Annotated in this window: 19 protein-coding genes; 3 read left to right on the forward strand and 16 right to left on the reverse strand. The window is 35.4% G+C overall.

All coding sequences use genetic code 11. The features are described from left to right. Positions 1 to 13: 13 nt before the first annotated feature. Positions 14 to 973 carry an FKBP-type peptidyl-prolyl cis-trans isomerase gene (locus B2745_RS03740; protein WP_304063865.1) on the reverse strand — a complete coding sequence of 320 codons (960 nt, stop codon included), beginning with the start codon at positions 971 to 973 and terminating at the stop codon, positions 14 to 16. Between the two features lie 117 nt (positions 974 to 1,090). Beyond that, entirely contained in the window at positions 1,091 to 2,101 is a 1,011-nt protein-coding gene (locus B2745_RS03745) for a DHH family phosphoesterase (RefSeq protein ID WP_304063866.1), read from the reverse strand. 108 nt (positions 2,102 to 2,209) lie between these two features. Here B2745_RS03745 and B2745_RS03750 point away from each other — a divergent pair, with 108 nt between their 5' ends. Continuing rightward, positions 2,210 to 2,629 (forward strand): nucleoside-diphosphate kinase, encoded by a 420-nt coding sequence (locus B2745_RS03750; RefSeq protein WP_149074960.1) that lies wholly within the window; start codon positions 2,210 to 2,212, stop codon positions 2,627 to 2,629. Between the two features lie 57 nt (positions 2,630 to 2,686). Here the strand turns inward: B2745_RS03750 and B2745_RS03755 are convergent, their stop codons facing one another. The 10 genes from B2745_RS03755 to pruA form a co-directional block, all read right to left on the reverse strand. Beyond that, positions 2,687 to 3,694: a hypothetical protein gene (locus B2745_RS03755; protein WP_304063867.1), complete on the reverse strand. Its 1,008-nt coding sequence runs from the start codon at positions 3,692 to 3,694 to the stop codon at positions 2,687 to 2,689. 69 nt (positions 3,695 to 3,763) lie between these two features. Beyond that, positions 3,764 to 5,296 carry a 2-oxoglutarate dehydrogenase complex dihydrolipoyllysine-residue succinyltransferase gene (gene odhB / locus B2745_RS03760; RefSeq protein ID WP_304063869.1) on the reverse strand — a complete coding sequence of 511 codons (1,533 nt, stop codon included), beginning with the start codon at positions 5,294 to 5,296 and terminating at the stop codon, positions 3,764 to 3,766. 29 nt (positions 5,297 to 5,325) lie between these two features. After that, the gene (locus tag B2745_RS03765; protein WP_304063871.1) at positions 5,326 to 8,130 is read right to left on the reverse strand and encodes a 2-oxoglutarate dehydrogenase E1 component; all 2,805 of its coding nucleotides are present in this window, start codon (positions 8,128 to 8,130) and stop codon (positions 5,326 to 5,328) included. A 92-nt stretch (positions 8,131 to 8,222) separates the two neighbouring features. Continuing rightward, positions 8,223 to 9,122 (reverse strand): MerR family transcriptional regulator, encoded by a 900-nt coding sequence (locus B2745_RS03770; RefSeq protein ID WP_304063872.1) that lies wholly within the window; start codon positions 9,120 to 9,122, stop codon positions 8,223 to 8,225. 81 nt (positions 9,123 to 9,203) lie between these two features. Further along, entirely contained in the window at positions 9,204 to 10,727 is a 1,524-nt protein-coding gene (locus B2745_RS03775; RefSeq protein ID WP_304063874.1) for a cryptochrome/photolyase family protein, read from the reverse strand. Positions 10,728 to 10,813: 86 nt separating this feature from the next. Further along, on the reverse strand, positions 10,814 to 11,884 hold the full coding sequence (arsB, locus tag B2745_RS03780) for an ACR3 family arsenite efflux transporter (RefSeq protein ID WP_304063877.1): 1,071 nt from the start codon (positions 11,882 to 11,884) through the stop codon (positions 10,814 to 10,816). Position 11,885: 1 nt separating this feature from the next. Further along, a complete protein-coding gene (locus B2745_RS03785; RefSeq protein WP_304063880.1) occupies positions 11,886 to 12,305 on the reverse strand; it encodes an arsenate reductase ArsC in 420 nt (139 codons plus the stop codon). A gap of 25 nt (positions 12,306 to 12,330) precedes the next feature. Beyond that, a complete protein-coding gene (locus B2745_RS03790) occupies positions 12,331 to 12,897 on the reverse strand; it encodes a DUF6428 family protein (RefSeq protein ID WP_304063883.1) in 567 nt (188 codons plus the stop codon). A 20-nt stretch (positions 12,898 to 12,917) separates the two neighbouring features. Beyond that, positions 12,918 to 13,247, reverse strand: coding sequence for an ArsR/SmtB family transcription factor (locus B2745_RS03795; RefSeq protein WP_304063886.1), 330 nt, complete (start codon positions 13,245 to 13,247; stop codon positions 12,918 to 12,920). 269 nt (positions 13,248 to 13,516) lie between these two features. Further along, entirely contained in the window at positions 13,517 to 15,145 is a 1,629-nt protein-coding gene (gene pruA / locus B2745_RS03800; RefSeq protein WP_304063889.1) for an L-glutamate gamma-semialdehyde dehydrogenase, read from the reverse strand. 213 nt (positions 15,146 to 15,358) lie between these two features. Between pruA and B2745_RS03805 the strand changes: the two genes are divergently transcribed. Continuing rightward, on the forward strand, positions 15,359 to 16,570 hold the full coding sequence (locus B2745_RS03805; protein ID WP_304063892.1) for a proline dehydrogenase family protein: 1,212 nt from the start codon (positions 15,359 to 15,361) through the stop codon (positions 16,568 to 16,570). A 55-nt stretch (positions 16,571 to 16,625) separates the two neighbouring features. After that, complete coding sequence (locus B2745_RS03810; RefSeq protein ID WP_304063895.1) at positions 16,626 to 17,510, forward strand: AraC family transcriptional regulator; 885 nt, start codon at positions 16,626 to 16,628, stop codon at positions 17,508 to 17,510. 357 nt (positions 17,511 to 17,867) lie between these two features. Here the strand turns inward: B2745_RS03810 and kbl are convergent, their stop codons facing one another. The 4 genes from kbl to dnaG are packed head-to-tail and all read right to left on the reverse strand — an operon-like array spanning position 17,868 to position 22,449. Then, on the reverse strand, positions 17,868 to 19,058 hold the full coding sequence (gene kbl / locus B2745_RS03815; protein WP_304064195.1) for a glycine C-acetyltransferase: 1,191 nt from the start codon (positions 19,056 to 19,058) through the stop codon (positions 17,868 to 17,870). A gap of 49 nt (positions 19,059 to 19,107) precedes the next feature. Beyond that, positions 19,108 to 20,169: a glutaminyl-peptide cyclotransferase gene (locus tag B2745_RS03820; RefSeq protein WP_304063898.1), complete on the reverse strand. Its 1,062-nt coding sequence runs from the start codon at positions 20,167 to 20,169 to the stop codon at positions 19,108 to 19,110. After that, positions 20,147 to 20,515, reverse strand: a complete 369-nt coding sequence (locus tag B2745_RS03825) for a YraN family protein (protein WP_304063901.1) — start codon at positions 20,513 to 20,515, stop codon at positions 20,147 to 20,149. The genes B2745_RS03820 and B2745_RS03825 overlap by 23 nt, the downstream gene beginning before the upstream one ends. After that, entirely contained in the window at positions 20,515 to 22,449 is a 1,935-nt protein-coding gene (gene dnaG / locus B2745_RS03830) for a DNA primase (protein WP_304063904.1), read from the reverse strand. Before dnaG ends, B2745_RS03825 begins: the two co-directional genes overlap by 1 nt. Between the last annotated feature and the right edge of the window lie 86 nt (positions 22,450 to 22,535).

Genomic DNA, 22,535 nt, shown 5'->3' on the forward strand with positions numbered 1-22,535 from the left:
GGGTTTTTTGTTTTTATTTTTTCGGAGCTTCCGGCGAAACTGGCGTTGCTACACCTTTACCCGGCACAACGTTAACCAGTTCTATTTCAAACACTAAAGGAGTAAATGGACCAATCATGCCACCTTGCATGCCTTGCTCTCCATAAGCTAATGAAGAAGGAATCAATAAAACTGATTTACCGCCTTTTTTCATTTTTAAGACACCTTCATCAAAGCCCGGTATCACATTACCTTGACCAATAACTAAGTTTAAAGTAGTGTAAGGTTCTCTTGCTGGGTTGTAAATGTTGTTCTTTTTAGCAACTTCTGGCAAGCTAGTATCAAACACTTTACCTGAAACTAACTTACCCGTATAGTTTACCATTACGCTGTCACCTGGTTTTGGTTGTACACCAGTACCTTCTGTTAAGGTAGCTACTTGTAAACCTGAAGGGTATTTCTGGGCTTTTAAGCTGTTATCTTTAATGTATTTCTCTAATTTAGGTGCTTCTGCTTTTTTAGCTCTATCACCTTCTGCTTTAAAGAAAGCCTCAATTTTAGATTGGAACTCTTGCTCTTTCGTAGTATCCTTTTTAATTACATCTTCAATTTTTACGGTGTAGATGATGTATTTTCCTTTGATACCTTGTGGTCTTGGCTGACCTTTTTTCTCGGCTGAATCAATATCTACTTTAATGGTAGCGCTATCGCCTTTGGTTAATTGCATGATAGCAGTAAATAAATCACCATCATACATAGGTTTTGGTACAAAAGTTTGAGATGCTCTATCCATTTCATAAGAATTGTATAAAACAGAGTCGCCATCGGTTTTTGCAATAATATTTAAGCTGATAAAATCTCCTTCTTTGATTGAATCTCCTTCAACATCTTCATGAACTTTATAAAGTAAGCCTGATGCACCTTTCTTAAATCCACCGTTACAAGCTGCGAATCCTAACGCCGCTATACTTAAAATCAATAATCCTTTTTTCATTAATTTAATTTTGTTTAATAAGGCATTTTTTTGCCCTTTACTATTTTATAATCGTTTATCTGTTTTTTTAATGATTCAATATATCAAAAATTGCTGCCAAATATAAACTTATGTTTCTTATAGTAGCAATAGCTTTTGATATTCGGGTAATATACTTTTAAATTTTTGTACTACCTGCTCCAAGCTTTCTTCAGAATGGCCACCTGCAGCATTTCTATGCCCTCCGCCATCAAAATACTTTTTACAAATTTCATTTGCCGGAAAATCTCCGGTAGAGCGTAAAGATAGTTTTACCCTATCTGTTCTTTCTACAATAAATGCCGCTAATTTTATTCCGTTTATAGATAAAGCATAATTAACAATTCCTTCTGTTTCGCCTGTTTGAATATCAAATTTGGCAATATCACTTTTAGAGACACTAATTAAAGCTGTATTATATTCTCTAAAAACTTCTAATTTATTACTTAAACAATAACCCAAGAATTTTAAACGCCCTTCTGTAGCGTTATCATATACTTGTTGATGAATTCTCCAGTTTTCAGCACCTGCATCAATCAAATCTGCTACAATACGGTGTAAGCCAGCTGTTACAGTAGGGAATCTAAATGATCCAGAATCTGTCATGATACCGGTATACAAACAAGTAGCTACGTCTTTATTGATGTATTGCTTCCCATCCAACTCATTCACAATAAAATCATAAACCAACTGAGCGGTAGCACAAGCACCAATATTCCAATAACGATAATCATCAAAACCTTCTGGCTCTAAGTGATGATCTATCATGATTTTAATGGCTGATGATTTTCTTACCTCATCCCCTAGCTCATTGATACGAGATAAAGCATTAAAATCTAAACAAAATATAAGTTCTGCTTCGGCAACTAATTTCTTACTCTCTTCTTGCTTATCTGTAAAAATGATAACTTCTGGATTATTAGGCAGCCATTGTAAAAAGTAAGGATAATCTGTTGGAGAAACAACTTTAACAAAGTGTCCTTTTTGGATCAAATAGTTGTATAAACCTAATGAAGAACCCATGGCATCTCCGTCTGGTTTATGGTGAGTAGTAATTACAATTCGTCTGGGCTCAGCAAGCAGCGCTTTAATAGCGGTTATATCAATCATCCAAAAATCTAATAATTGCGAAGTTACATAATTACCAACAAATTAAAGAGCTATAGCTTTTACATTAAGATTTTAAACGTATTTTTGCGGTCAAATTCAAAAACAAATATGGCTACTAACAGAACTTTTACAATGATTAAGCCCGATGCCGTTGCAAACGGACATATTGGTGCTATTTTGAATGATATTACATCTGCCGGATTTAAAATTATTGCCTTAAAATATACCCGTTTGAGCGAAGAGCTTGCTGGTAAATTTTATGAAATCCATAAAGAGCGTCCTTTCTACAAAGATTTAGTTGATTTTATGTCTTCTGGACCAATTGTGGCTGCTATCCTTGAAAAAGATAATGCTGTAGAAGATTTTAGAAAATTAATTGGCGCTACAGACCCAACTAAAGCAGAGCCAGGAACTATCCGTAACAAATACGCAAAATCTATCGATGCTAATGCGGTACATGGTTCTGATTCTGATGATAACGCTTTAATTGAAGGTAATTTCTTCTTTAACGCTTCTGAAAGATTTTAATAAACATAAAACTCAAAAAAAGAGCTTTAGGATGATCTTAAAGCTCTTTTTTTATCTCTATTTCTTTAAAGTTCTCGTGTTAAACAGATTATAACGTAAAGAAAATGCTTGTTGGCTATCAATGATGCCATCAACAAAATGTAAAGAGCATATAAATTTACCTTGAATATTCTTGAACTTAAAAGGCGTAAAGCCAATATCCAAACGATTGTAAACATCAGAAGTATAAAATTTATCGCCATTTATTAAGAAATGCCCCTCGCCAATGTATAAAGCATTGTGTACATCAAACTTTTTATAAGCGGCATATACATGACTGATGAAACCTGTAGGGGTTTCTATACCTGTTAAGCCTCTTGTTCTTTCTATAGATACCATAATCCCAGCAGAAACAGTTATAGAATCAAGAAATAAAGGTTTCCCTAAATCTAAACCCAATTGTACTAAAACAGCTCCGTTATCTTGCAAATATTGGTCGGCTGGTGGCATTTTAGAAAAAGCATTATGAAACATATAAGCGTAGTGCGAAACAAAAAATTTCCCAGGCTTATACATCCCAGAAAAGCCAAAAAGGAAAGCCTCTCTGCTTTGGTTAGTTTGCTTACTTGTCCAATCTATCCAAATGTTTTGCTTAAACTTTGCTGTTTCGTATTTCACCAACATCCCTTCTATGTTTGGTCTGAAGTAATTTAAAGTATCATTTAAAAGAATGCGGGGATAATCATCTAATAAATTTACTCTTGGGAATGCTCCTAAATAAAAATCCCAAGCTTTTTTTTGGTATTGATAATAGATAACCGGGTTAGCTTTTTCTATAAATTCTGAGGAACCAAATTCATGAAGTAAATTAACCCCAACTCTTAAACGATGTACGCTATCTAATAAAACACCAATTTCAGGCGAGAAACGAGCACCAAATATCGTTTGAGATAAACGCCCAGATTTCGCATATTCTCTATTATCGGCAAAGCCATGGAAATTAAAATTAGTCTCTAATTGCTGTGCAAACCCACTTAAAGAGCTTAAGATTAGAACAGAAATGATTAAATATTTTTTGATACTCATAAATTTGCTCATTAAAAAAGAAAACCTCTGGAATTATCTCCAGAGGTTTCTTTAATTTATGAAAGAGGCTTAAACGCCTAATAATAATCTTGCTGGATCTTCTAAAAGTTGTTTAACTCTCACTAAGAAACCTACAGACTCGCGTCCATCAATAATACGATGGTCATAAGACAATGCTACATACATAATTGGTCTGATCACTACTTGTCCGTTTTCTGCAACTGGTCTTTCTACAATATTGTGCATACCTAATATTGCCGATTGTGGCGCATTAATAATAGGAGTAGATAACATAGAACCAAAAATACCACCATTGGTGATGGTAAAGTTGCCACCTGTCATTTCCTCGATAGTAAGCTTGTTCTCTCTTGCTTTTGTAGCTAAGCTGATAACTTCTTTCTCTATCTGAGCTAAAGACATTTTATCTGCATTTCTAATGATGGGTACAACCAATCCCTTAGGCGCAGAAACAGCGATAGAAACATCAGCAAAATCACTGTAAACAATTTCATCACCATCTATTTTAGCCCCAACCGCAGGGAAATCTTTTAAGGCTTCTGTAACTGCTTTAGTAAAGAAAGACATAAAGCCTAAGCCAACGCCATGTTTCTCTTTAAACTGGTCTTTATATTTTTTCCTAAGCTCCATTACCGGCGCCATATTAACTTCGTTAAAAGTAGTTAACATAGCGGTTTCATTTTTAACTGAAACTAAACGTTTAGCAATAGTTTTTCTTAGCGAACTCATTTTCTCACGACGTTCTACTCTATCGCCACTAACAGCGGTTGCACTTGGCTGGCTAACCGCAGCTTTTGCTGGAGCACTTGCTGGCTTAGCTGCTTGAGCGTTATTAGCATCTTCTTTTGTGATTCTACCTCCTACGCCAGTTCCACTTACTGCGCTAGGGCTGATACCTTTTTCTGCTAAAATCTTTGCAGCTGCCGGAGAAGGTGTTTTATCTGCATATGAACTGCCTTCTGCTTTAGCCGAGCTTGCTGCTGGTGCTGTTGCCGGAGCAGAAGAAACCGTCTTTGCAGAAACACCTGCCGAACCACTAATGGATGCAACTAAGGCTCCAATCTCTAATACATCACCTTCTTTAGCTATCGTTTTTAAGATACCAGCACTTTCTGCAGGTAATTCAAATGTTGCTTTATCAGATTCTAATTCTGCAATCACCTCATCCATAGCCACTTCATCACCATCAGCTTTTAACCATTTGGTTAAAGTAACTTCTGCGATTGACTCTCCAACTGCCGGAACTTTTACTTCTACAACACCGCTACCAGTAGAAGCTGGTGCAGCTGCTGGAGCTGCTTCTTCTTTAGAAGTTGCCTCAGAAGTTTCTTCTTTCGCCGGAGCAGAAGTTGAACCTTCTATTTTGCAAACTAAAGCTCCAATTTCTAATGTATCACCCTCTTTAGCAATAGTTTTTAATACTCCTGCACCCTCTGCAGTAAGCTCAAATGTAGCTTTATCTGATTCCAGTTCTGCAATAACTTCATCCATTTCTACATGATCTCCATCAGATTTGATCCATCTGGAAAGGATCACTTCAGTTATAGACTCGCCTACTGCAGGCACTTTAATTTCTAAGCTCATAAATACGCTATTATATATTTGATATATGATTAATCTACTTTAGCAGTTTTAGCGGTTGACGCTTTTTTTACTACTTCTTTAACTTGCTCTGTATTTTTTATCTCGAAAGCTTTAGCTACTATGGCAGCTTGCTCTGCTAAGTGTAATTTTGCGAAACCTGTTGCAGGGCTGCTGCTTGGTTTTCTAGAAATTACATCAAAATCAAATTTAGATTTTCTAAACACTCTACTGATAAATGGCCAAGCACCCATATTTTCTGGTTCTTCTTGTACCCAGATAAACTCAGCATTGCTATATTTCTCTCTAATTTTGTCTAACTGTGCAAAAGGAGTAGGATACATTTGCTCTAATCTTACAATAGCAATGTCTTTTCTATTTAACTTTTCTTTCTCCTCTTGTAAGTCGTAGAAAATTTTACCAGTACATATTAACACACGTTTAACTTCTTTCGCTTTCGCTGAGGCATCATCAATAACCTCTTGGAATTTATTATTGGTAAAATCTTCTAAAGGAGAAACGCATTTAGGGAATCTCAACAAGCTCTTAGGTGTAAATACAACTAAAGGCTTACGAATTTCTCTTTTTAACTGGCGACGTAATACATGGAAAAATTGAGCTGGTGTTGTACAATTCACAACGCTCATATTATACTCTGCACAAAGTTCTAAAAAGCGCTCAACCCTTGCAGAAGAGTGTTCTGGACCTTGTCCCTCGTAGCCATGTGGCAATAACATCACCAAACCATTAGCTCTTTGCCATTTGGTTTCTGCTGATGATATGTATTGGTCTACAACAATTTGAGCTCCGTTGAAGAAATCACCAAATTGTGCTTCCCAAATAGTTAAAGCATAAGGATTTGCCATGGCGTAACCATACTCAAAACCTAATACACCGTATTCTGAAAGGTGAGAGTTATAAATCTCAAAAGGAGCTTGCTTTTCTGATACTTGTGTTAAAGGAGTGTATTCTTCTTCAGAATCTTCTACTTTAACTACCGCATGACGGTGAGAGAATGTACCTCTTTCAACATCCTGACCGCTTATTCTTACTCGGTTACCTTCGTTAACTAAAGTTCCATAAGCCATCAACTCACCCATTGCCCAATCAAAAACATGGGTTTCGTTAACCATTTTCTTGCGATCTTTAAATAAACGATCTACTTTAGATAAGAATTTCTTATCTGTTGGTAAGTCGGTAATTTTAGAAGCTATTTTTAAGAAAGTATCTTTATCTACGCTGGTATCTGGAGATGATGCAAAATCTTCTTCTTTAGAGAACCTTACTTCTGTCCATGCACCAGAGAAAACTGGGTTTATTGGTGCACCTTCATCTTCTTTAGATTCATTTAATCTTTCTTGTAAAAGATCTCTGAATTCTTTATCCATTTGTTTTGCCAAATTGGCATCAACAGCACCAGAAGCTTTAAGTTTTTCAAGATAAATCTCTCTTGGGTTTGGATGTTTTTCTATGGTTTTATAAAGAAGTGGCTGTGTGAATCTAGGTTCATCAGACTCGTTATGTCCATATCTTCTGTAGCATAAAATATCTATAAATACATCGTTATGAAAACGCTGACGATATTCCATAGCCATGTTGATGGCATACACTACTGCTTCAGGATCATCACCATTTACGTGGAAAACTGGCGATAAAGTAACTTTTGCAATATCTGTACAGTAAGTTGATGAACGAGCATCTTTAAAGTTAGTAGTAAAACCTACTTGGTTATTGATAACCAAATGGATGGTACCACCTGTTTTATAAGCATCTAACTTTGCCATTTGTAAAACCTCATAAACCAAACCTTGACCGGCTACAGAGGCATCACCATGAATTAAGATAGGAGCAATTTTCTTATAATCGCTACCGTATTTCATATCCATTTTAGATCTTGATAAACCTTCTACAATAGCACCCACGGTTTCTAAGTGAGAAGGGTTAGGGCATAGACTTAAATGAACTTTATTATTGTTAGAGGTTTCTACATCAGTAGAAAAGCCCATGTGGTATTTAACATCACCGCCAAAAGGTAAATCTTTATTGTATTTACCATCAAACTCAGAGAAAATATCTTTATATGTTTTACCCATGATATTGGCTAAAACATTTAAACGACCACGGTGGGCCATACCAATAACAAATTCTTGGATACCTAACTCTGCTCCTTTCTCTATAACCGAGTCTAAAGCAGGTATTAAAGATTCTGCTCCTTCTAAAGAAAAACGTTTCTGACCTAAGAATTTTGTTCCTAAGAAGCTCTCAAAAACTACAGCTTGGTTAAGCTTTTGTAGAATTCTCTTTTTCTTCTCGGTATCAAAATTTGGCAGGTTACGACTAGATTCCATACGCTCTTCAAACCATTTAAATTTGATAGGATTACGCATGTATCTATACTCAACACCGATAGATTGGCAATAAGTATCTTCTAATAGTTGATAAATATCTCTCAGTTTAGCAGGACCTAAACCAACTTCAACACCTGCATTAAATACGGTGTCTAAATCAGCATCGGTAAAACCAAAAGTTTCTATACCCTTACCAGGATAATATTTTCTTCTTTCTCTTACAGGGTTGGTTTTGGTAAACAAATGGCCTCTGGTACGATAGCCATTAATCATGTTCAAAACATTAATTTCCTTTAATACATGATCTGGAGTGGAATTTACAGATACATTTTCGGTACTGTTTCCGTCTACTGCCTGTTGGCCAAAATCAAATCCTTCGAAAAATTTCTGCCAGCCAAAATCTACTGATTGCGGATCTTCTTTATATGATTGATAAAGGGAATCTATATAGGCAGAATCTGCGTTACTTAGGTATGAAAAACTATCCATCAAAAACTAATTCTTTATAAGGGGCAAAAGTAAAAAATAGGTTTGTAAACCACTAATTTAAAAGGCTTAAATATTCAAATAATTATTTGAATTTAAGAAGCTATGCTCATATTTAACTTTTCTATGATACTTGCAAACTCTCCTATATTTTTCACGATGATGATTTTCTCTTCTTTATTAGTCTCTTGACTGGTAATTAAACTCCCTGTAAGAATTAAGGGGGTTTGGCCAATGGCATTTTTAATTTTAGAGACTGCATCATCAACATCCGTATCGGTATTTAAAACTGTTAATACGGATAATACAAAATCAGGCTCATAATAATTTACAACCTCGGCTAAGCTTTCATAAGGGAGATTTTGACCTAAATATAAAACATGGTGACCATTACTTCTTAGCATATATTGTGCAAACAACAAGCCTACCTGGTGATGTTCATTAGGTGGTAAAAAGAGTAAATATCTTTTACCTTGTTTATTAATTTTTTTATTGAATTGTGTGGTACAATAAATGATTTTTTGCTCTATTTTGTGCGTAGCAAAGTGCTCGTGTGCTGGGTTAATGGTACCAACTTGCCACATAAAACCTACTTTTCTTAAAAAAGGGAAAACGATTTCGGCTACAGCCGTTTCCATTCCCATTTCTCTGATACAAGTACTTAAAATTTCATCAAACTCTTCATCATCCATTTTTAACATGGCATTTGAAAGCATTTGAACCTGAATATTGGTATTGTAATGATTTTCTTTGAGTGAGGCAACCAGTTGATTGATTTCTTCACTATTCATTTGAGAAATCTTACTGATTTTATACCCGTTTTCATTTAATGTTGCGATGTTAAGGAACATGCACAAATCCTGATCATCATAATAACGGATGTTGGTTTCCGTACGTTTTGGCGTGAAGAAATTATAACGTTGTTCCCACACCCTAATGGTATGGGCTTTTATACCAGTTAAGTTCTCAATATCACTAATAGAAAATCTTTTCACCTTACCTGTTTTATAGCTACTTCTGCTTTAGAGTTATTGCAGTAACAAGCTAATGTTAAATTTGTTTAAACAAATACAAATTTACAAGCTGTTTAGATTTTCCAAATATTTTTTTGCTTGTTCTGAAATTTTTTCTTTCTCCGTAGGTTCCATTTTTTCTAAGAGTTTATACATCATAGAAACCCGCTGATTATTTTTTAATTTATCTTCTTGTTCTATATAAAAGTTCCAATACAAACTATTGAATGGGCATGCCTTATTTCCATATCTTTTGGTCTTATCATAAAAACAATTTTTACAATAATTACTCATTTTATCAATATAGTTGGCAGATGAAACATAAGGTTTACTTCCAACAATGCCTCCATCTGCAAATTGACTCATACCTCTGGTATTGGTAATTTGCACCCATTCTATGGCATCTGTGTAAACGCCTAAAAACCAATTATCAACTTCTGTTGGATGGATACCTGCCAACAAGGTAAAATTTCCAATCACCATTAAGCGCTGTATATGATGTGCGTAAGCATTTTCTAAAGAATTAGCTATACAGTGCTTTAGGCAGTGCATTTTCACTTTTCCATCCCAAAACCAATCTGGCAAAGGAGCATTGTAGTTGAAGAAATTTTTTTCTTTAAAGCCAGGCATTTCTGCCCAGTAAATTCCACGCATATACTCTCGCCAACCTATCACTTGCCTGGTAAACCCTTCTACTTGGGCAATGGTAATGCTGTTTTGATGATGCTCCCAATATTTTATAACTTGCTGTATAATTTCATTGGGACTAATGATTTTTAAGTTGAGTACAAAAGATAATCGGGAATGAAATAGTGTTACATGCTCTTTCAGCATGGCGTCTTCATAAGTACCAAAAGCGGGTAAAAGTTCTTGGCAAAAGTAGTCTAACAGCGCAAAAGCTTCTTGCCTACCAACCGGGTAATCAAATTCTTTTTTATTGATTTCGCCCATATAAGGAACCTGCATTTTTTCAAGTAAGTTTACCAACTCGGTAACATCCCTTTTAAAAATTAAAGGTTCTTTCAAAGGCACTTTTCCATCATATTTTTTTCTATTATCAGCATCAAAATTCCATTGACCACCTGTTGGGTTAAGTTGGCTATCCACCAATAGATGATGCTTTTTACGCATATACCTGTAGAAGTTTTCCATGAGGTATTGCTTTTTCCCCTTGAAAAAGTCTTTTACTTCATTTCTTGAAGTTAGAAAGTGATGGGTATCATAGACTTTACTTTCTTTAAATTCCTTTTGGATTTCTTTTAAAGTTTCATCTAGCCTTAATTCATCTGGTAATTGATACTCAAATTTCTTGATGTTTAGCTTTTGCTTAAGCCAGATTAAGTTTGCTCTAAAATCTTGTTGATTTTCTGCGCTATCTAGATAAAAGTAAATTACATGATGCCCTTGTTGTTTAAGACTCAGTGCAAAATGCCTCATATTAAGGAAAAAACCGACAATTTTTTGGATATGATGTTTCACATATAATTGTTCTGGCATAATTTCCATCATCACATAGGTAACATCCTTTTGCTTATCAGCAAACCAAAGATGTCGACAATTGAGTTGATCTCCTAAAATTAACCTCAAGGTTTTGGACATTTAGAGTCAACATGTAAAATGCAATTTGGTTTTGCATTATTTTATGGGTTTTGATAACCTGTGTATTTTCTTATTCAATCCATATTCGGATAATACTTTCTTCTAAACCAAAAAGCTAAATTTACCAAAGCTATTAAAGCGGGTACTTCTACTAAAGGACCAATTACTCCGGCGAAAGCCTGCCCAGAGTTAATACCAAAAACACCAATGGCAACGGCTATAGCCAGTTCAAAATTATTTCCGGTGGCTGTAAAAGCTATAGATGTTGATTTTGAATAATCGGCGCCAAAATATTTTCCTATGTAAAAACTCAGGATAAACATCACCACAAAGTAAATGAGTAAGGGGATGGCAATTCTAACCACATCTAGAGGTATTTGTATCATCAATTTACCTTTTAGGCTAAACATCACCACAATGGTAAAAAGTAAGGCAATTAAGGTAATGGGTGATATAAAAGGAACAAATTTTTCTTGAAACCAAGTTTCGCCTTTTAATTTTATCAGGCCATATCTGCTTATAATACCCATCAAGAAGGGAATACCTAAGTAAATGAAAACACTTTCGGCAATTTGACTCATGGTAATATCAACAGCTAAACTGCTTAAGCCAAAATAGGGAGGCAAAACGGTTATAAAAAGATAAGCATACACACTGTACAAAAGCACTTGAAAAATACTGTTTAAGGCAATTAAACCAGCAGCATACTCTCGGTTTCCTTCGGCAAGTTCATTCCAAACCACTACCATCGCGATACATCGGGCCAGACCAATTAAAATTAAGCCCACCATATACTCGGGGTAATTAGCTAAAAAAGTAATAGCCAAAATAAACATCAAAACAGGGCCAATAACCCAATTTAGAATAAGCGAAGCGCTTAACACTTTGGTATTTTTAAATACCTCGCCCATGTTTTCATATTTTACTTTTGCTAGCGGCGGATACATCATCAAAATTAAACCTATGGCTAATGGGATATTGGTTGTTCCACTAGAAAAAGAATTGATAAAAGCAGAAGACGACGGAAGAAAATAACCCAGAGCCACGCCCAATATCATGGCCATAAAAATCCATAAGGTTAAATTACGATCTAGAAAGCCTAACTTTTTTCGCTCTACCGCCGGAGCACAGTTATTTGCCGACATATTAATCTTTTTTAACGTGGGTGTTTACAAAGTTTTGTGCGTAGTTTTTAATCATCTCCCTCACTTCTCTAAACTGAGCCATAATTTCCTCTTCTGTACCTTGTGCTTTAGCTGGATCAGGGAAATTATAATGAAATTTCTGAGCCTGAGTTGGAAAATACGGGCAGTTTTCTTTAGCATGATCACAAACGGTTATCATATAATCAAAATCTATGCTAGTGTATTCATCAACATGGTTAGAAGTATGCTTAGAAATGTCTATACCATCTTCTTGCATGGTAGCAATTGCCCTTGGGTTTACACCATGTGTTTCTATCCCAGCACTGTAAATATTTGCATGGTTTTGTGCAAAATGCTTTAAATAACCTTCAGCAATTTGGCTTCTACAACTATTGCCGGTACATAAAACTAAAATATTCATCTATCAGATTTTAAATTATTGATGATTAACAGCATCCAGAACCAAGTTCGCAGCTGCTACCTTCTTGTGTAACTAAGTTTTTTAATTGAATTTTTGGCTTTTGAGCCGATGGTGTACAACATTCTTCTCCAGCCGGTGTGGTACCGCAACTTCCACCTCTTTCAATAGCTTTACATTGGGTAACATCGGGTCTTAAATCGATGATGAAATTCTCTTCATCTGCGATAAACGCTTTTGGCAATAGCTGTCTGGTATCATATTCTTGATTACCAAATTCTACTTTTACAACCGCATTAGGCTCAATAGCTAAAGATTTTTCTACCAATTCTATAATCGAAATCGCTTTTCTAACTTTCATAGATTTAAGCTGTTGCTGATTTTCTGGCTCCCAAAGCTGGATGATAATTTCTGTCCATTGGTTTACCACGCCACCACAATCAACAGAAGTGATAGGTGCATGTTTTAATTCTGTGATGTGATAAGAGGGCGAAACCCATTTATCCTCTGCATATTGAAATTGTAAATCTAATAAGGGATGCGCTACCAAAGCAGCCCTAAATTCTTTCAACGTAATTATTTCTGAAACATTCATAATAGTATGATTAATTCATTTTAGCAACAACTTACAGGACCTTTAAATTCTTTTAAAAACCCGTTTAAGTGTTGTTCTAATTTTTTCCAGTTTTCTGGATGAATACAATAGCAAACGCTTACACCTTCTATAGTGCCTTGTATCAATCCTGCATTTTTTAATTCTTTTAAATGTTGAGATATGGTAGCTTGAGCTAAGCCTAACTCGCCCACCAAATCTCCGCAGATACAAGTATTGGCTACCATCATACGCTGTAAAATGGCAATACGGGCCGGATGCGCCAAGGCTTTTAATAATGTAGCCAATTGGTTTTGCTCCTCTGTAAATATTTCTGTCTTTGTAACTCCCATATCTATATATTGCAATATTACGATTAATTAAGAACTCGTCAAATAAAATTTTATTTTCCTTGACTAAAAGGGTATGAAAATCTAATCAATTATCATGATAAGAAGATTGGTAAAAGCCTCTTAAACTTAACTTTATATCACTAGAAGCTTCATTGATAGTATCATTTGATAGTATCAAAAATAGAATTTTTTATCCATAAAAAAAGCTGTCTCCATTATGGGGACAGCTAAACTTAAACCTAAACATATTCACTTAAACAATGAATTCTTTACTCCATAAATGGATATCTATAATCCGTAGGCGGATTAAAAGTTTCTTTGATTGTTCTTGGGGAAACCCATCTCAATAAATTTATCATCGAGCCGGCTTTATCATTGGTACCAGAAGCTCTCGCTCCGCCAAAAGGCTGCTGCCCTACTACTGCACCTGTACACTTATCGTTGATGTAGAAGTTACCTGCCGCATTTCTTAATTTGTAAGCTGCCTTTTCTATCACATATCTGTCATTAGCTAAAATAGCACCTGTTAACGCATAAGCTGATGTTTGATCTATCAAGTCTAAAGTTTCATCAAACTGCTCATCATCAAAAACATAAATGGTTAACACTGGACCAAATAACTCCTCGCTCATGCTGGTATAATGAGGATCTTGAGTGAGCAAAATGGTAGGTTCTATAAAGTATCCTACAGCTTTATCGTATTGGCCACCCGCAATAATTTCTACAACTTCGGCTTTCTTTGCATCATCTATAGCTTTGGCTAGTTTATCAAAAGATTTTTCATCAATAACTGCATTAATGAAATTGCTAAAATCTTCTACCGGACCCATTTTAAAACTAGCTACATCTTTCAACAATAGATCTTTTAACGCTGGCCAAACTGATTTAGAGACATAAACTCTTGAAGCTGCTGAACATTTCTGCCCTTGATACTCAAACGCTCCCCTAGCAATAGCTGTTGATGCTGCTTTAACATCAGCACTAGCATGAACCAGAATAAAATCTTTTCCTCCTGTCTCTCCTACAATACGCGGGTAGGTTTTATAGAGATGAATATTTTGACCAATGGTTTTCCATATTTCTTGAAAAACTTTGGTTGATCCTGTAAAATGTATCCCTGCAAAATCTGGATGTTTAAAAATAACTTCTCCTATGCTTGGTCCATCGCCATAAATTAAATTGATAACACCTGCTGGCAAACCTGCTTCTAAGAAAATACGCATGATTAACTGAGCAGCATAAATTTGCGTATCGGCAGGTTTCCACACCACTACATTCCCCATTAACGCTACTGATGCAGGTAAATTTCCGGCTATAGCCGTAAAATTAAATGGCGTTAAAGCAAATACAAATCCTTCTATAGGACGTTGTTCTACCCTATTCCAACTACCTGAAGGAGAAACTGGTGGCTGTTGTTGATAAATTTCTGTCATATATTTTACGTTGAAACGTAAAAAATCTATCAACTCGCAAGCCGAATCTATTTCTGCCTGATAAGCATTTTTAGATTGCCCAGCCATAGTAGCTGCGTTTAAATCGTATCTATATTTACCAGCAATTAAATCTGCAGCTTTTAAAAATATAGCTGCCCTATGCTCCCAAGCTGTGTTTTCCCAATTTTCTTTCGCTTTTAATGCTTCAGAAATTGCTTTTTCTACATGACTTTTATTTCCTTTATAAAAATGAGCAATAACTTTTTTGTGTGCATGAGGAAGACGAACACTTCCTGTTTCGCCAGTTTTAACTTCCTCTGCACCAACAAACATCGGGATGTCAAGTGTTGTGGCATACACGTTTTCTAAAGCGGCTTTAAGCAAATCACGCTCTTTACTACCTTTTGCGTATTGCAAAACAGGCTCGTTAACGGGAACTGGTATATTAAAAAAACCTTTCAACATAATCTTGATATTACAGCAATTACACAAAATACATACCTAAGATTTTATCAGCTTCTATAAAACAAGCTTTTTAAAACAAATAGGCTGGTATTTGTTTAACAAAGTAAGTGCTAATACAGGATTTAGATATAACAAAAATTGTCCATTAATAATCTAAAATTGCCAAAACAAGGCAAATAAATGTTTGCTTATTATTTTTGATATTATAATCAAATGATGATGAATAAGAGGGTTTCTTTTAACGATACAGCCATTGCCTTTTCGCATAAAACAGATAAAGAATTGGCACAAGCACATTTTATTTTTTCTTTAATGAAATTCCAATGGCTGGTAAAAATTGGGACCAAATTAACCCCCTTGGCACTAAAGTGGAAACTACCTATAAAAGGTCTTTTACGTCATACCATTTTTAAAATATTTATTGGTGGCGAGAGTTTAGAAGAAACCAAAAAAGTACTAACCACGCTCAATCAATATCAAGTTAAAGTTATATTGGATTATGGTGCCGAAGGGAAAGAAAATGAAGAAAGCTTCACTAAAACTTGTAACGAGTTTATTTCGCTCATCCAATACGCAGGGAAACAATCTTCTGCTCCTTTTATCAGTATTAAAGTAACGGGCTTAGCTCGTTTTAGCTTTTTAGAGAAGCTAAACATCATCATTAAACAGCATCCATTTACACTTCCTAACCCGAAGGCTTTAACTCCGGCAGAACAACAAGAACTTGAGTTACTTCTAAATAAAATTACAGCGATTGTAGAAGCGGCTAAACAAGAACATATTGGCGTTTTAGTAGATGCCGAGGAAACTTGGATTCAAGATACAATTGATGCCTTAACTTTCCATTTTGCTAAACTTTATAACCAACAAAACGCTGTTATTTTTAATACCATACAATTTTATCGTACTGCAGCCTTTGATTTATTACAAGAAAGTATACGCTTAGCACAAGAACACCAATTTATTGTAGGTATTAAAATGGTAAGAGGTGCTTATATGGAAAAAGAGCGTTTGAGAGCTCAAGAATATGACTATACTTCTCCTATCCACGCTACAAAACAAGTCACAGACGACGCTTTTAATAAAGGTTTAGCTTATGCAATTGCCAATTTAGAGAAAATACATCTGATCATAGCCAGTCATAATGAAGAGAGCAATAGCTACGCTACGGAACTTTTAGCACAATATGGTTTCGCTCAGCAACATCCGCATATTCATTTTTCTCAGTTGTATGGCATGAGTGACCATATTACTTTTAATTTGGCTAAAGCCGGATATGCAACCAGTAAATATTTACCTTATGGCCCTATAGATGATGTTGTTCCTTATTTGATGAGAAGAGCAGAAGAAAACACCTCTGTAGCAGGACAAACTAGTAGAGAGCTACAACTGATTGAGCAAGAAATTAAAAGAAGAAAGTCTTAAACTATCAGATATTGCTAATTTTACCTAATTTTAAATTGTATTTTAGCAATTTTAGATGAAGGTTATTCAATTTACAGTTCCTGTAGACAAAAGCGACTCTGTTGTTATCCAAGAGGATATATTACCAAATTTTTATCATTACCTACATAGGCATAAAGAGGTTCAAATAAGCTTAATCTTAAAAGGAGAAGGCACTTTAATTGCCGGAAACTTTACGCAACCTTTTAAAGCTGGTGATGTTTATATCTTAGGAGCCAACCAGCCGCATTTATTAAAAGGAGATGCTAAATATCTAAAACTGCCAAACAAGAATAATATTCACGCTATCCATATCTTTTTTGATGCCCAGCAATTGCTAGCTCCTTTAAATGCTATGCCCGAGTTTGCAGCCATTCATCAATTTTTAAAACTTACGGATAGTAGTTTGCAATTGCCTTCAAATTATTACCAAAAGACAGCTAAGGAGATTATTAAAATTAGTAAAGCAAGTGGTTTTAATAGGCTCATCAGTTTCTTACAACTGCTTGATTATTTTTCTAAAGAGGTAAAAGATTGGCGTTCTTTATCTACCGGATTTTCTAAGAAATCTTTTTCAGAATCTGAAGGGATGCGTATGAACGATATTTATCAATATACTTTAGAAAACTACGCAGAAGATATCACCCTTAAAAAAATTGCCAATGTGGTACATTTAAGTACTTATGCTTTCTGTAAATATTTTAAGAAACATACCCGAAAAACCTACCTCAATTTTTTAAACGAGATAAGAATTAACGAAGCTTGCAGAAGAATTTTACATGGCGATTCTGAATCTATATCGGCCATAGCTTATGCAACAGGTTTTAATAGCACCATTACTTTTAATAGGGTATTTAAGAAAGTAACGGGAATGTCGCCAACGAATTATGTGAAGGTTTATAAGTTTAAAGTAGGAGATTAAAAATTATAGGTTAAAACTTTTTATCAGAATGAGCGGAGTCGAATTCCTATTATTCTTAGACTCCGCTGTAATTGATTTGATTATAAATATTTAAAAGGTAGGCATTCACCCTCAGGCTTTTCCGGCCTCTTGACCGGCCATGTCAAGGCACTTTTTTCCGCAAAAAGTGCCCAAAAACTCTCCGCTACGCCGCTTGCTTCTAAAGATTCTGCTAAGGCTAATTCTGTAGATACCGCAACCGCCAAGGCGGAATTAAGCGTAAACGGTTGTTAATGCTCAGGCTCGATTACCGTACTATCTAGAGAACTCATTTACAGTTAACTATTAAAACATCACACATGGAAAGTCAACACCTAACTACTCAATCACACCCAATTCTTTCCCTACTTTTTTGAAAGCTGCAATACATTTATCTAAGTGAGAGCGGTCATGTGCAGCAGACATTTGCACTCTTATTCTTGCCTTACCTTTTGCTACTACAGGGTAATAAAAACCAATAACATAAATACCTTCTTCTAACATTCTGGAAGCAAATTGCTGAGCCAAAGGCGCATCATACAACATCACCGGAACAATGGGGTGTGTACCTTGCTTAATATCGAAACCTGCTTTGGTCATTTCTGCTCTAAAATAAGCGGTATTTTCTGCCAATTTATCTTTTAAAGTGGTACTTTCTTTTAACATATCTAATACTGCGATAGAAGCCCCTACAATAGCGGGAGCTAAGGTATTAGAGAATAAATATGGTCTTGATCTTTGTCTTAGCAATGCTATAACTTCTTTAGGACCAGAGGTAAATCCGCCAGAAGCGCCACCTAAAGCTTTTCCTAAAGTACCTGTTATGATATCTACCCTACCCATAACACCATGATGCTCATGAGTACCTCTTCCGGTTTTACCCATAAAACCAGAGCTATGACATTCATCTATCATCACTAAAGCCTTGTATTGATCAGCTAAATCACAAATTTTATCTAACTGGGCGATGGTTCCATCCATAGAGAAAACACCATCAGTAACAATAATACGATGTCTTAAATGTTGCGTAGCTTGTAGCTGAGCTTCTAAATCGGCCATATCATCATGCTTGTAGCGATGGCGTTGCGCTTTACATAACCTAATACCATCAATAATAGAAGCATGGTTTAATTCATCAGAAATAATAGCATCTCTTTCATCAAACAAAGGTTCAAAAACACCTCCGTTAGCATCAAAAGCGGCAGCATACAAAATAGTATCTTCTGTACCTAAAAACTCGGATATTTTTTGCTCCAACTCTTTATGGATGTCTTGTGTACCGCAAATAAAACGTACAGATGATAAACCAAAACCATGACTATCAATAGCTTTTTTTGCCGCCTCTAAAACCTCCGGATGGTTAGATAAACCTAAATAGTTATTAGCGCAAAAATTAATTACTTCTTGGCCGCCGGTAACAGCAATATCTGCCGATTGTGGGGTAACTATAACACGTTCGTTTTTATATAAACCAGCGTCTTTTATATCCTGTAATTCTTGAGTTAAAACAGATTTTAAAGTTTCATACATCATTTAAAATTTTATGGTTCAACAATATGTTGGGTAAAGCGGTTTGTAATTATCTCTTTACCATTTCTATCTGATATAATTTAGGCCATTTCTTCCCGGTTACAAATAACCTTTTACCTTTTGCATCCCAAGCAATGCCGTTTAAAACATCCTGGTCTTGATCTTCTACTTGGTCTTTATTTAAACCTATCAAATTGATATAAGCTTCTACCTCTCCCGTTTGCGGATTGATGATGGCAATTAAATCTGAAGTATAAATATTGGCAAATAGTTTACCATCTATCCATTCTAATTCGTTCAATTGCGTTACTGGGCCTTTATCATCATATACTTCTATATAACCTTCTGGTTGGTAAGTTTCTTTGTTGAGCTTATAAATTTTATTAGTGCCATCGGTATTGTAAATGGTGGCACCATCATACGCTAAGCCCCAACCTTCAGCAGCGTGGTTGTAAGGTAAAGTTCTTAATAAATTAAAGCTGTTTTTATCGTATTCTAAAATCACACGCTCTTTATAAGTAAGCTGAATAATTTTATCACCAATTACTGTCATCCCTTCAGCAAAGTATTGTTGAGCAATGTCTTGTTTTTGTAGCACTTTACCTTCAACGGTGGTTTTTCTGAGACTAGAAGCGCCATACTCGCCATCACTTTCGTAAAAGAAACCATCATGATATTCTAAACCTTGGGTGTAAGAAGAAATATCGTGTTGATAGGTATTGATGATTTTAAAACCATACTGATCAGGAATTTTTGAGGATACCAAAACTACATTGGTACTCAGCTCTTGAACATCAGCACCAGTATATAATTTAGCATTGATGAGCCTGATACCTAAAGGCATATCTTTGGTAGCTATCATTTGGGTTGCTGTATCTTTTGCTGAGGCTACCAATTTATCATCAATAAAATATTGTACAGAGTCTGGAAGCTTATTGCTTAACATCAAACTCAATTTAAGAGGCTCACCTGCTTTAATTAAACTGCCACTTTCTGGAAACAATAAAGCTATTTCTTCCTGACCAGATTTTTTCCCTTGATTACAAGATAAAATCAACATCAGGAAACTAAAGACAGTAACCAAATATTTATTCATAATTCCAAAAAGCATCTTCAATATGTTTTAAAGTGTATTTTTCTAAGTTTTTATCAAATAAAATGGAGATAATATCAAACCTAATTTCTCCTTTGTGATTCATCAAATAAACGTATTCTTCTGCAGCATCTGTTAAAAGTCGCTGCTTTTTTACATCTACAAAATCCTCTGGCTCGCCAAAAGCATTTCCACTACGCGTTTTAACTTCTATAAAAATGATGATTTTATGCTTAAAAGCGATGATATCAACCTCGGCTTTGCCAAAACACCAATTTTCATCTAATATTTCAAAGCCTTGCTGTTCTAGAAAATCTTTGGCTATTTGTTCGCCATTTTTCCCTAAAGTATTGTGTTGTGCCACTATTTTATAATTACAGAACCCAGATAATGAGAGATATACCTTTCTACTTCTTTTAAATCCTTATATTCCTTCATCAAAATCATCTGATTGTCTTCATTAATCTCTTGTTGCAATTCTTTTTGCTTAGCAATAAGCATGGCACCAATTTTCTTTTTTTTCAGATGAAAAATAGCTCCCATAACGGTAGATTTTAAGTTTTGTGTTTCATCATTTACATTGATGTTGTGCATAGTGTACCAATTCTCACTTAATTGATAAGGTGAGGAAATGATAGAAATAGCTGTCTTTGATATTTCTTTATCAGGATGCTGGATAAAATCCTTTTCTGTTGGAAGTTTACCTTTCTCTAACTCATCATGATAATAAGAAATAATGCGGGTATAAACTGGATTTAAGAAACTTACATCACTTAAATTGGTGATGATATAAGGGCCAATGTAGGTATCAGTCATATCATCCCAATTCACCAATTGATGCCCATAGGTAAGCAGTACCCTCAGGATTTCTTTTTCCTGATACTCATCTGTTTGGGTAGGTTTATCTTCAAATAAATCTGCTGGCGGACCATCCTCTGGCTCAGAAAACTCTGGTGGAGGCTGGTTTTGAGGGTTATTTTTATCTTTCTTAGCTTTTGCTAAACGTATTTTGTTCAGCTCGGCAATTAAAATACGCTCCTCCATGTTTAAGAGGCTGCTACACTCTCTTAAAAAAACAGAAGCCTTTATGGCATCAGGAATTTTAGCAATACTTTCAACTACATCTCTAATAACACCTGCTTTTTTGATGGGGTCATTTGCAGCATCCTGTAAAAGAATCTCGGTTTTGTAGAAAATAAAGTCCTTTCTGTTTTTCTCTACATGGGTTTTAAAAGCCGAAGCACCGTGAGCTTGAATATAGGAATCTGGGTCATGACCATCAGGAAAAAGTACAACTTTTACATCCAAACCTTCCTCCAAAATCATATCCAAACCTCTTAATGAGGCTTTGATACCTGCCGCATCTCCATCGTAAAGAATACAAACGCTATTGGTAAACCTGCTGATAAGTCTAATCTGCTCGGTAGTTAGGGAAGTTCCTGATGAAGCAACTACGTTTTCTACCCCCGCTTGATGAACCGCCATCACATCGGCATAACCTTCTACCAAGAAGCAGTTATCCATATCTCGGATAGCTTTTTTAGCTTGAAAAAGCCCATAAAGCACATTAGATTTATGGTAGATATCGCTCTCTGGCGAGTTTACATATTTAGGAACGCTCTTGTCTGTTTTTAAGGTTCTGCCGCCAAAACCTATTATCCTACCCGTAAAGTTATGGATAGGAAAAATGACACGAGCTCTAAATCTATCGTAAATACGGCCTTTATCATTTTTAATAACTAAGCCGGTTTCTTCTAGAAATTCTTGCTTATAGCCTTCAGAAAGGGCTTTATCATTTAAGGCCGACCATTCTTCAGGAGAATAGCCAATCTCGAATTTTTTGAGTGTTTCTTCTCTAAAACCACGCTCTTTAAAATAGCTTAAGCCGATGGATTTGCCTTCATCGGTATGCCACAGGTTGTGTGCAAAAAACTGAGCTGCAAAAGTTGATATAACGTAAAGGCTTTCTTTTCTATCAACTTCGGCTTGGTATTCTGGTGTTACCTCGGTTTCTTCAATTTCTATATTATACTTTCGAGCAAGGTATTTTATGGCTTCTGGATACGAGTATTTCTCGTGGCTCATGATGAATTGGAGAGAATCTCCTCCCTCGCCACAGCCAAAACATTTATAAATACCTTTTGCCGGAGAAACATGAAAAGAAGGCGTTTTTTCACCATGGAAAGGACAAAGCCCTATCATACTTGTGCCTCTTTTTTTGAGGTACACAAAATCTCCTACAACTTCCTCTACACGGGCTGTTTCTAAAACACGGTCAATGGATTCTTTTTTTATCATGCGATAAAAACAAATTTAAGAGAATTTGTGAAGCAATCTTAATATAAAGCTAATTTTAAAGGACAAATAAATGTCGCCATATGAAA

Source organism: Pedobacter glucosidilyticus (genome assembly GCF_002483235.1).
GTDB classification, from domain to species: domain Bacteria; phylum Bacteroidota; class Bacteroidia; order Sphingobacteriales; family Sphingobacteriaceae; genus Pseudopedobacter; species Pseudopedobacter glucosidilyticum_B.

Excerpts from the sequence above, each read along its gene's own strand:
- B2745_RS03740 (WP_304063865.1), bottom strand. The coding sequence starts at position 973 with ATGAAAAAAGGATTATTGATTTTAAGTATAGCGGCGTTAGGATTCGCA.
- B2745_RS03745 (WP_304063866.1), bottom strand. The coding sequence starts at position 2,101 with ATGATTGATATAACCGCTATTAAAGCGCTGCTTGCTGAGCCCAGACGA.
- B2745_RS03750 (WP_149074960.1), top strand. The coding sequence starts at position 2,210 with ATGGCTACTAACAGAACTTTTACAATGATTAAGCCCGATGCCGTTGCA.
- B2745_RS03755 (WP_304063867.1), bottom strand. The coding sequence starts at position 3,694 with ATGAGTATCAAAAAATATTTAATCATTTCTGTTCTAATCTTAAGCTCT.
- odhB (WP_304063869.1), bottom strand. The coding sequence starts at position 5,296 with ATGAGCTTAGAAATTAAAGTGCCTGCAGTAGGCGAGTCTATAACTGAA.
- B2745_RS03765 (WP_304063871.1), bottom strand. The coding sequence starts at position 8,130 with ATGGATAGTTTTTCATACCTAAGTAACGCAGATTCTGCCTATATAGAT.
- arsB (WP_304063877.1), bottom strand. The coding sequence starts at position 11,884 with ATGTCGGCAAATAACTGTGCTCCGGCGGTAGAGCGAAAAAAGTTAGGC.
- B2745_RS03785 (WP_304063880.1), bottom strand. The coding sequence starts at position 12,305 with ATGAATATTTTAGTTTTATGTACCGGCAATAGTTGTAGAAGCCAAATT.
- B2745_RS03790 (WP_304063883.1), bottom strand. The coding sequence starts at position 12,897 with ATGAATGTTTCAGAAATAATTACGTTGAAAGAATTTAGGGCTGCTTTG.
- B2745_RS03795 (WP_304063886.1), bottom strand. The coding sequence starts at position 13,247 with ATGGGAGTTACAAAGACAGAAATATTTACAGAGGAGCAAAACCAATTG.
- pruA (WP_304063889.1), bottom strand. The coding sequence starts at position 15,145 with ATGTTGAAAGGTTTTTTTAATATACCAGTTCCCGTTAACGAGCCTGTT.
- B2745_RS03805 (WP_304063892.1), top strand. The coding sequence starts at position 15,359 with ATGATGATGAATAAGAGGGTTTCTTTTAACGATACAGCCATTGCCTTT.
- B2745_RS03810 (WP_304063895.1), top strand. The coding sequence starts at position 16,626 with ATGAAGGTTATTCAATTTACAGTTCCTGTAGACAAAAGCGACTCTGTT.
- kbl (WP_304064195.1), bottom strand. The coding sequence starts at position 19,058 with ATGTATGAAACTTTAAAATCTGTTTTAACTCAAGAATTACAGGATATA.
- B2745_RS03820 (WP_304063898.1), bottom strand. The coding sequence starts at position 20,169 with ATGCTTTTTGGAATTATGAATAAATATTTGGTTACTGTCTTTAGTTTC.
- dnaG (WP_304063904.1), bottom strand. The coding sequence starts at position 22,449 with ATGATAAAAAAAGAATCCATTGACCGTGTTTTAGAAACAGCCCGTGTA.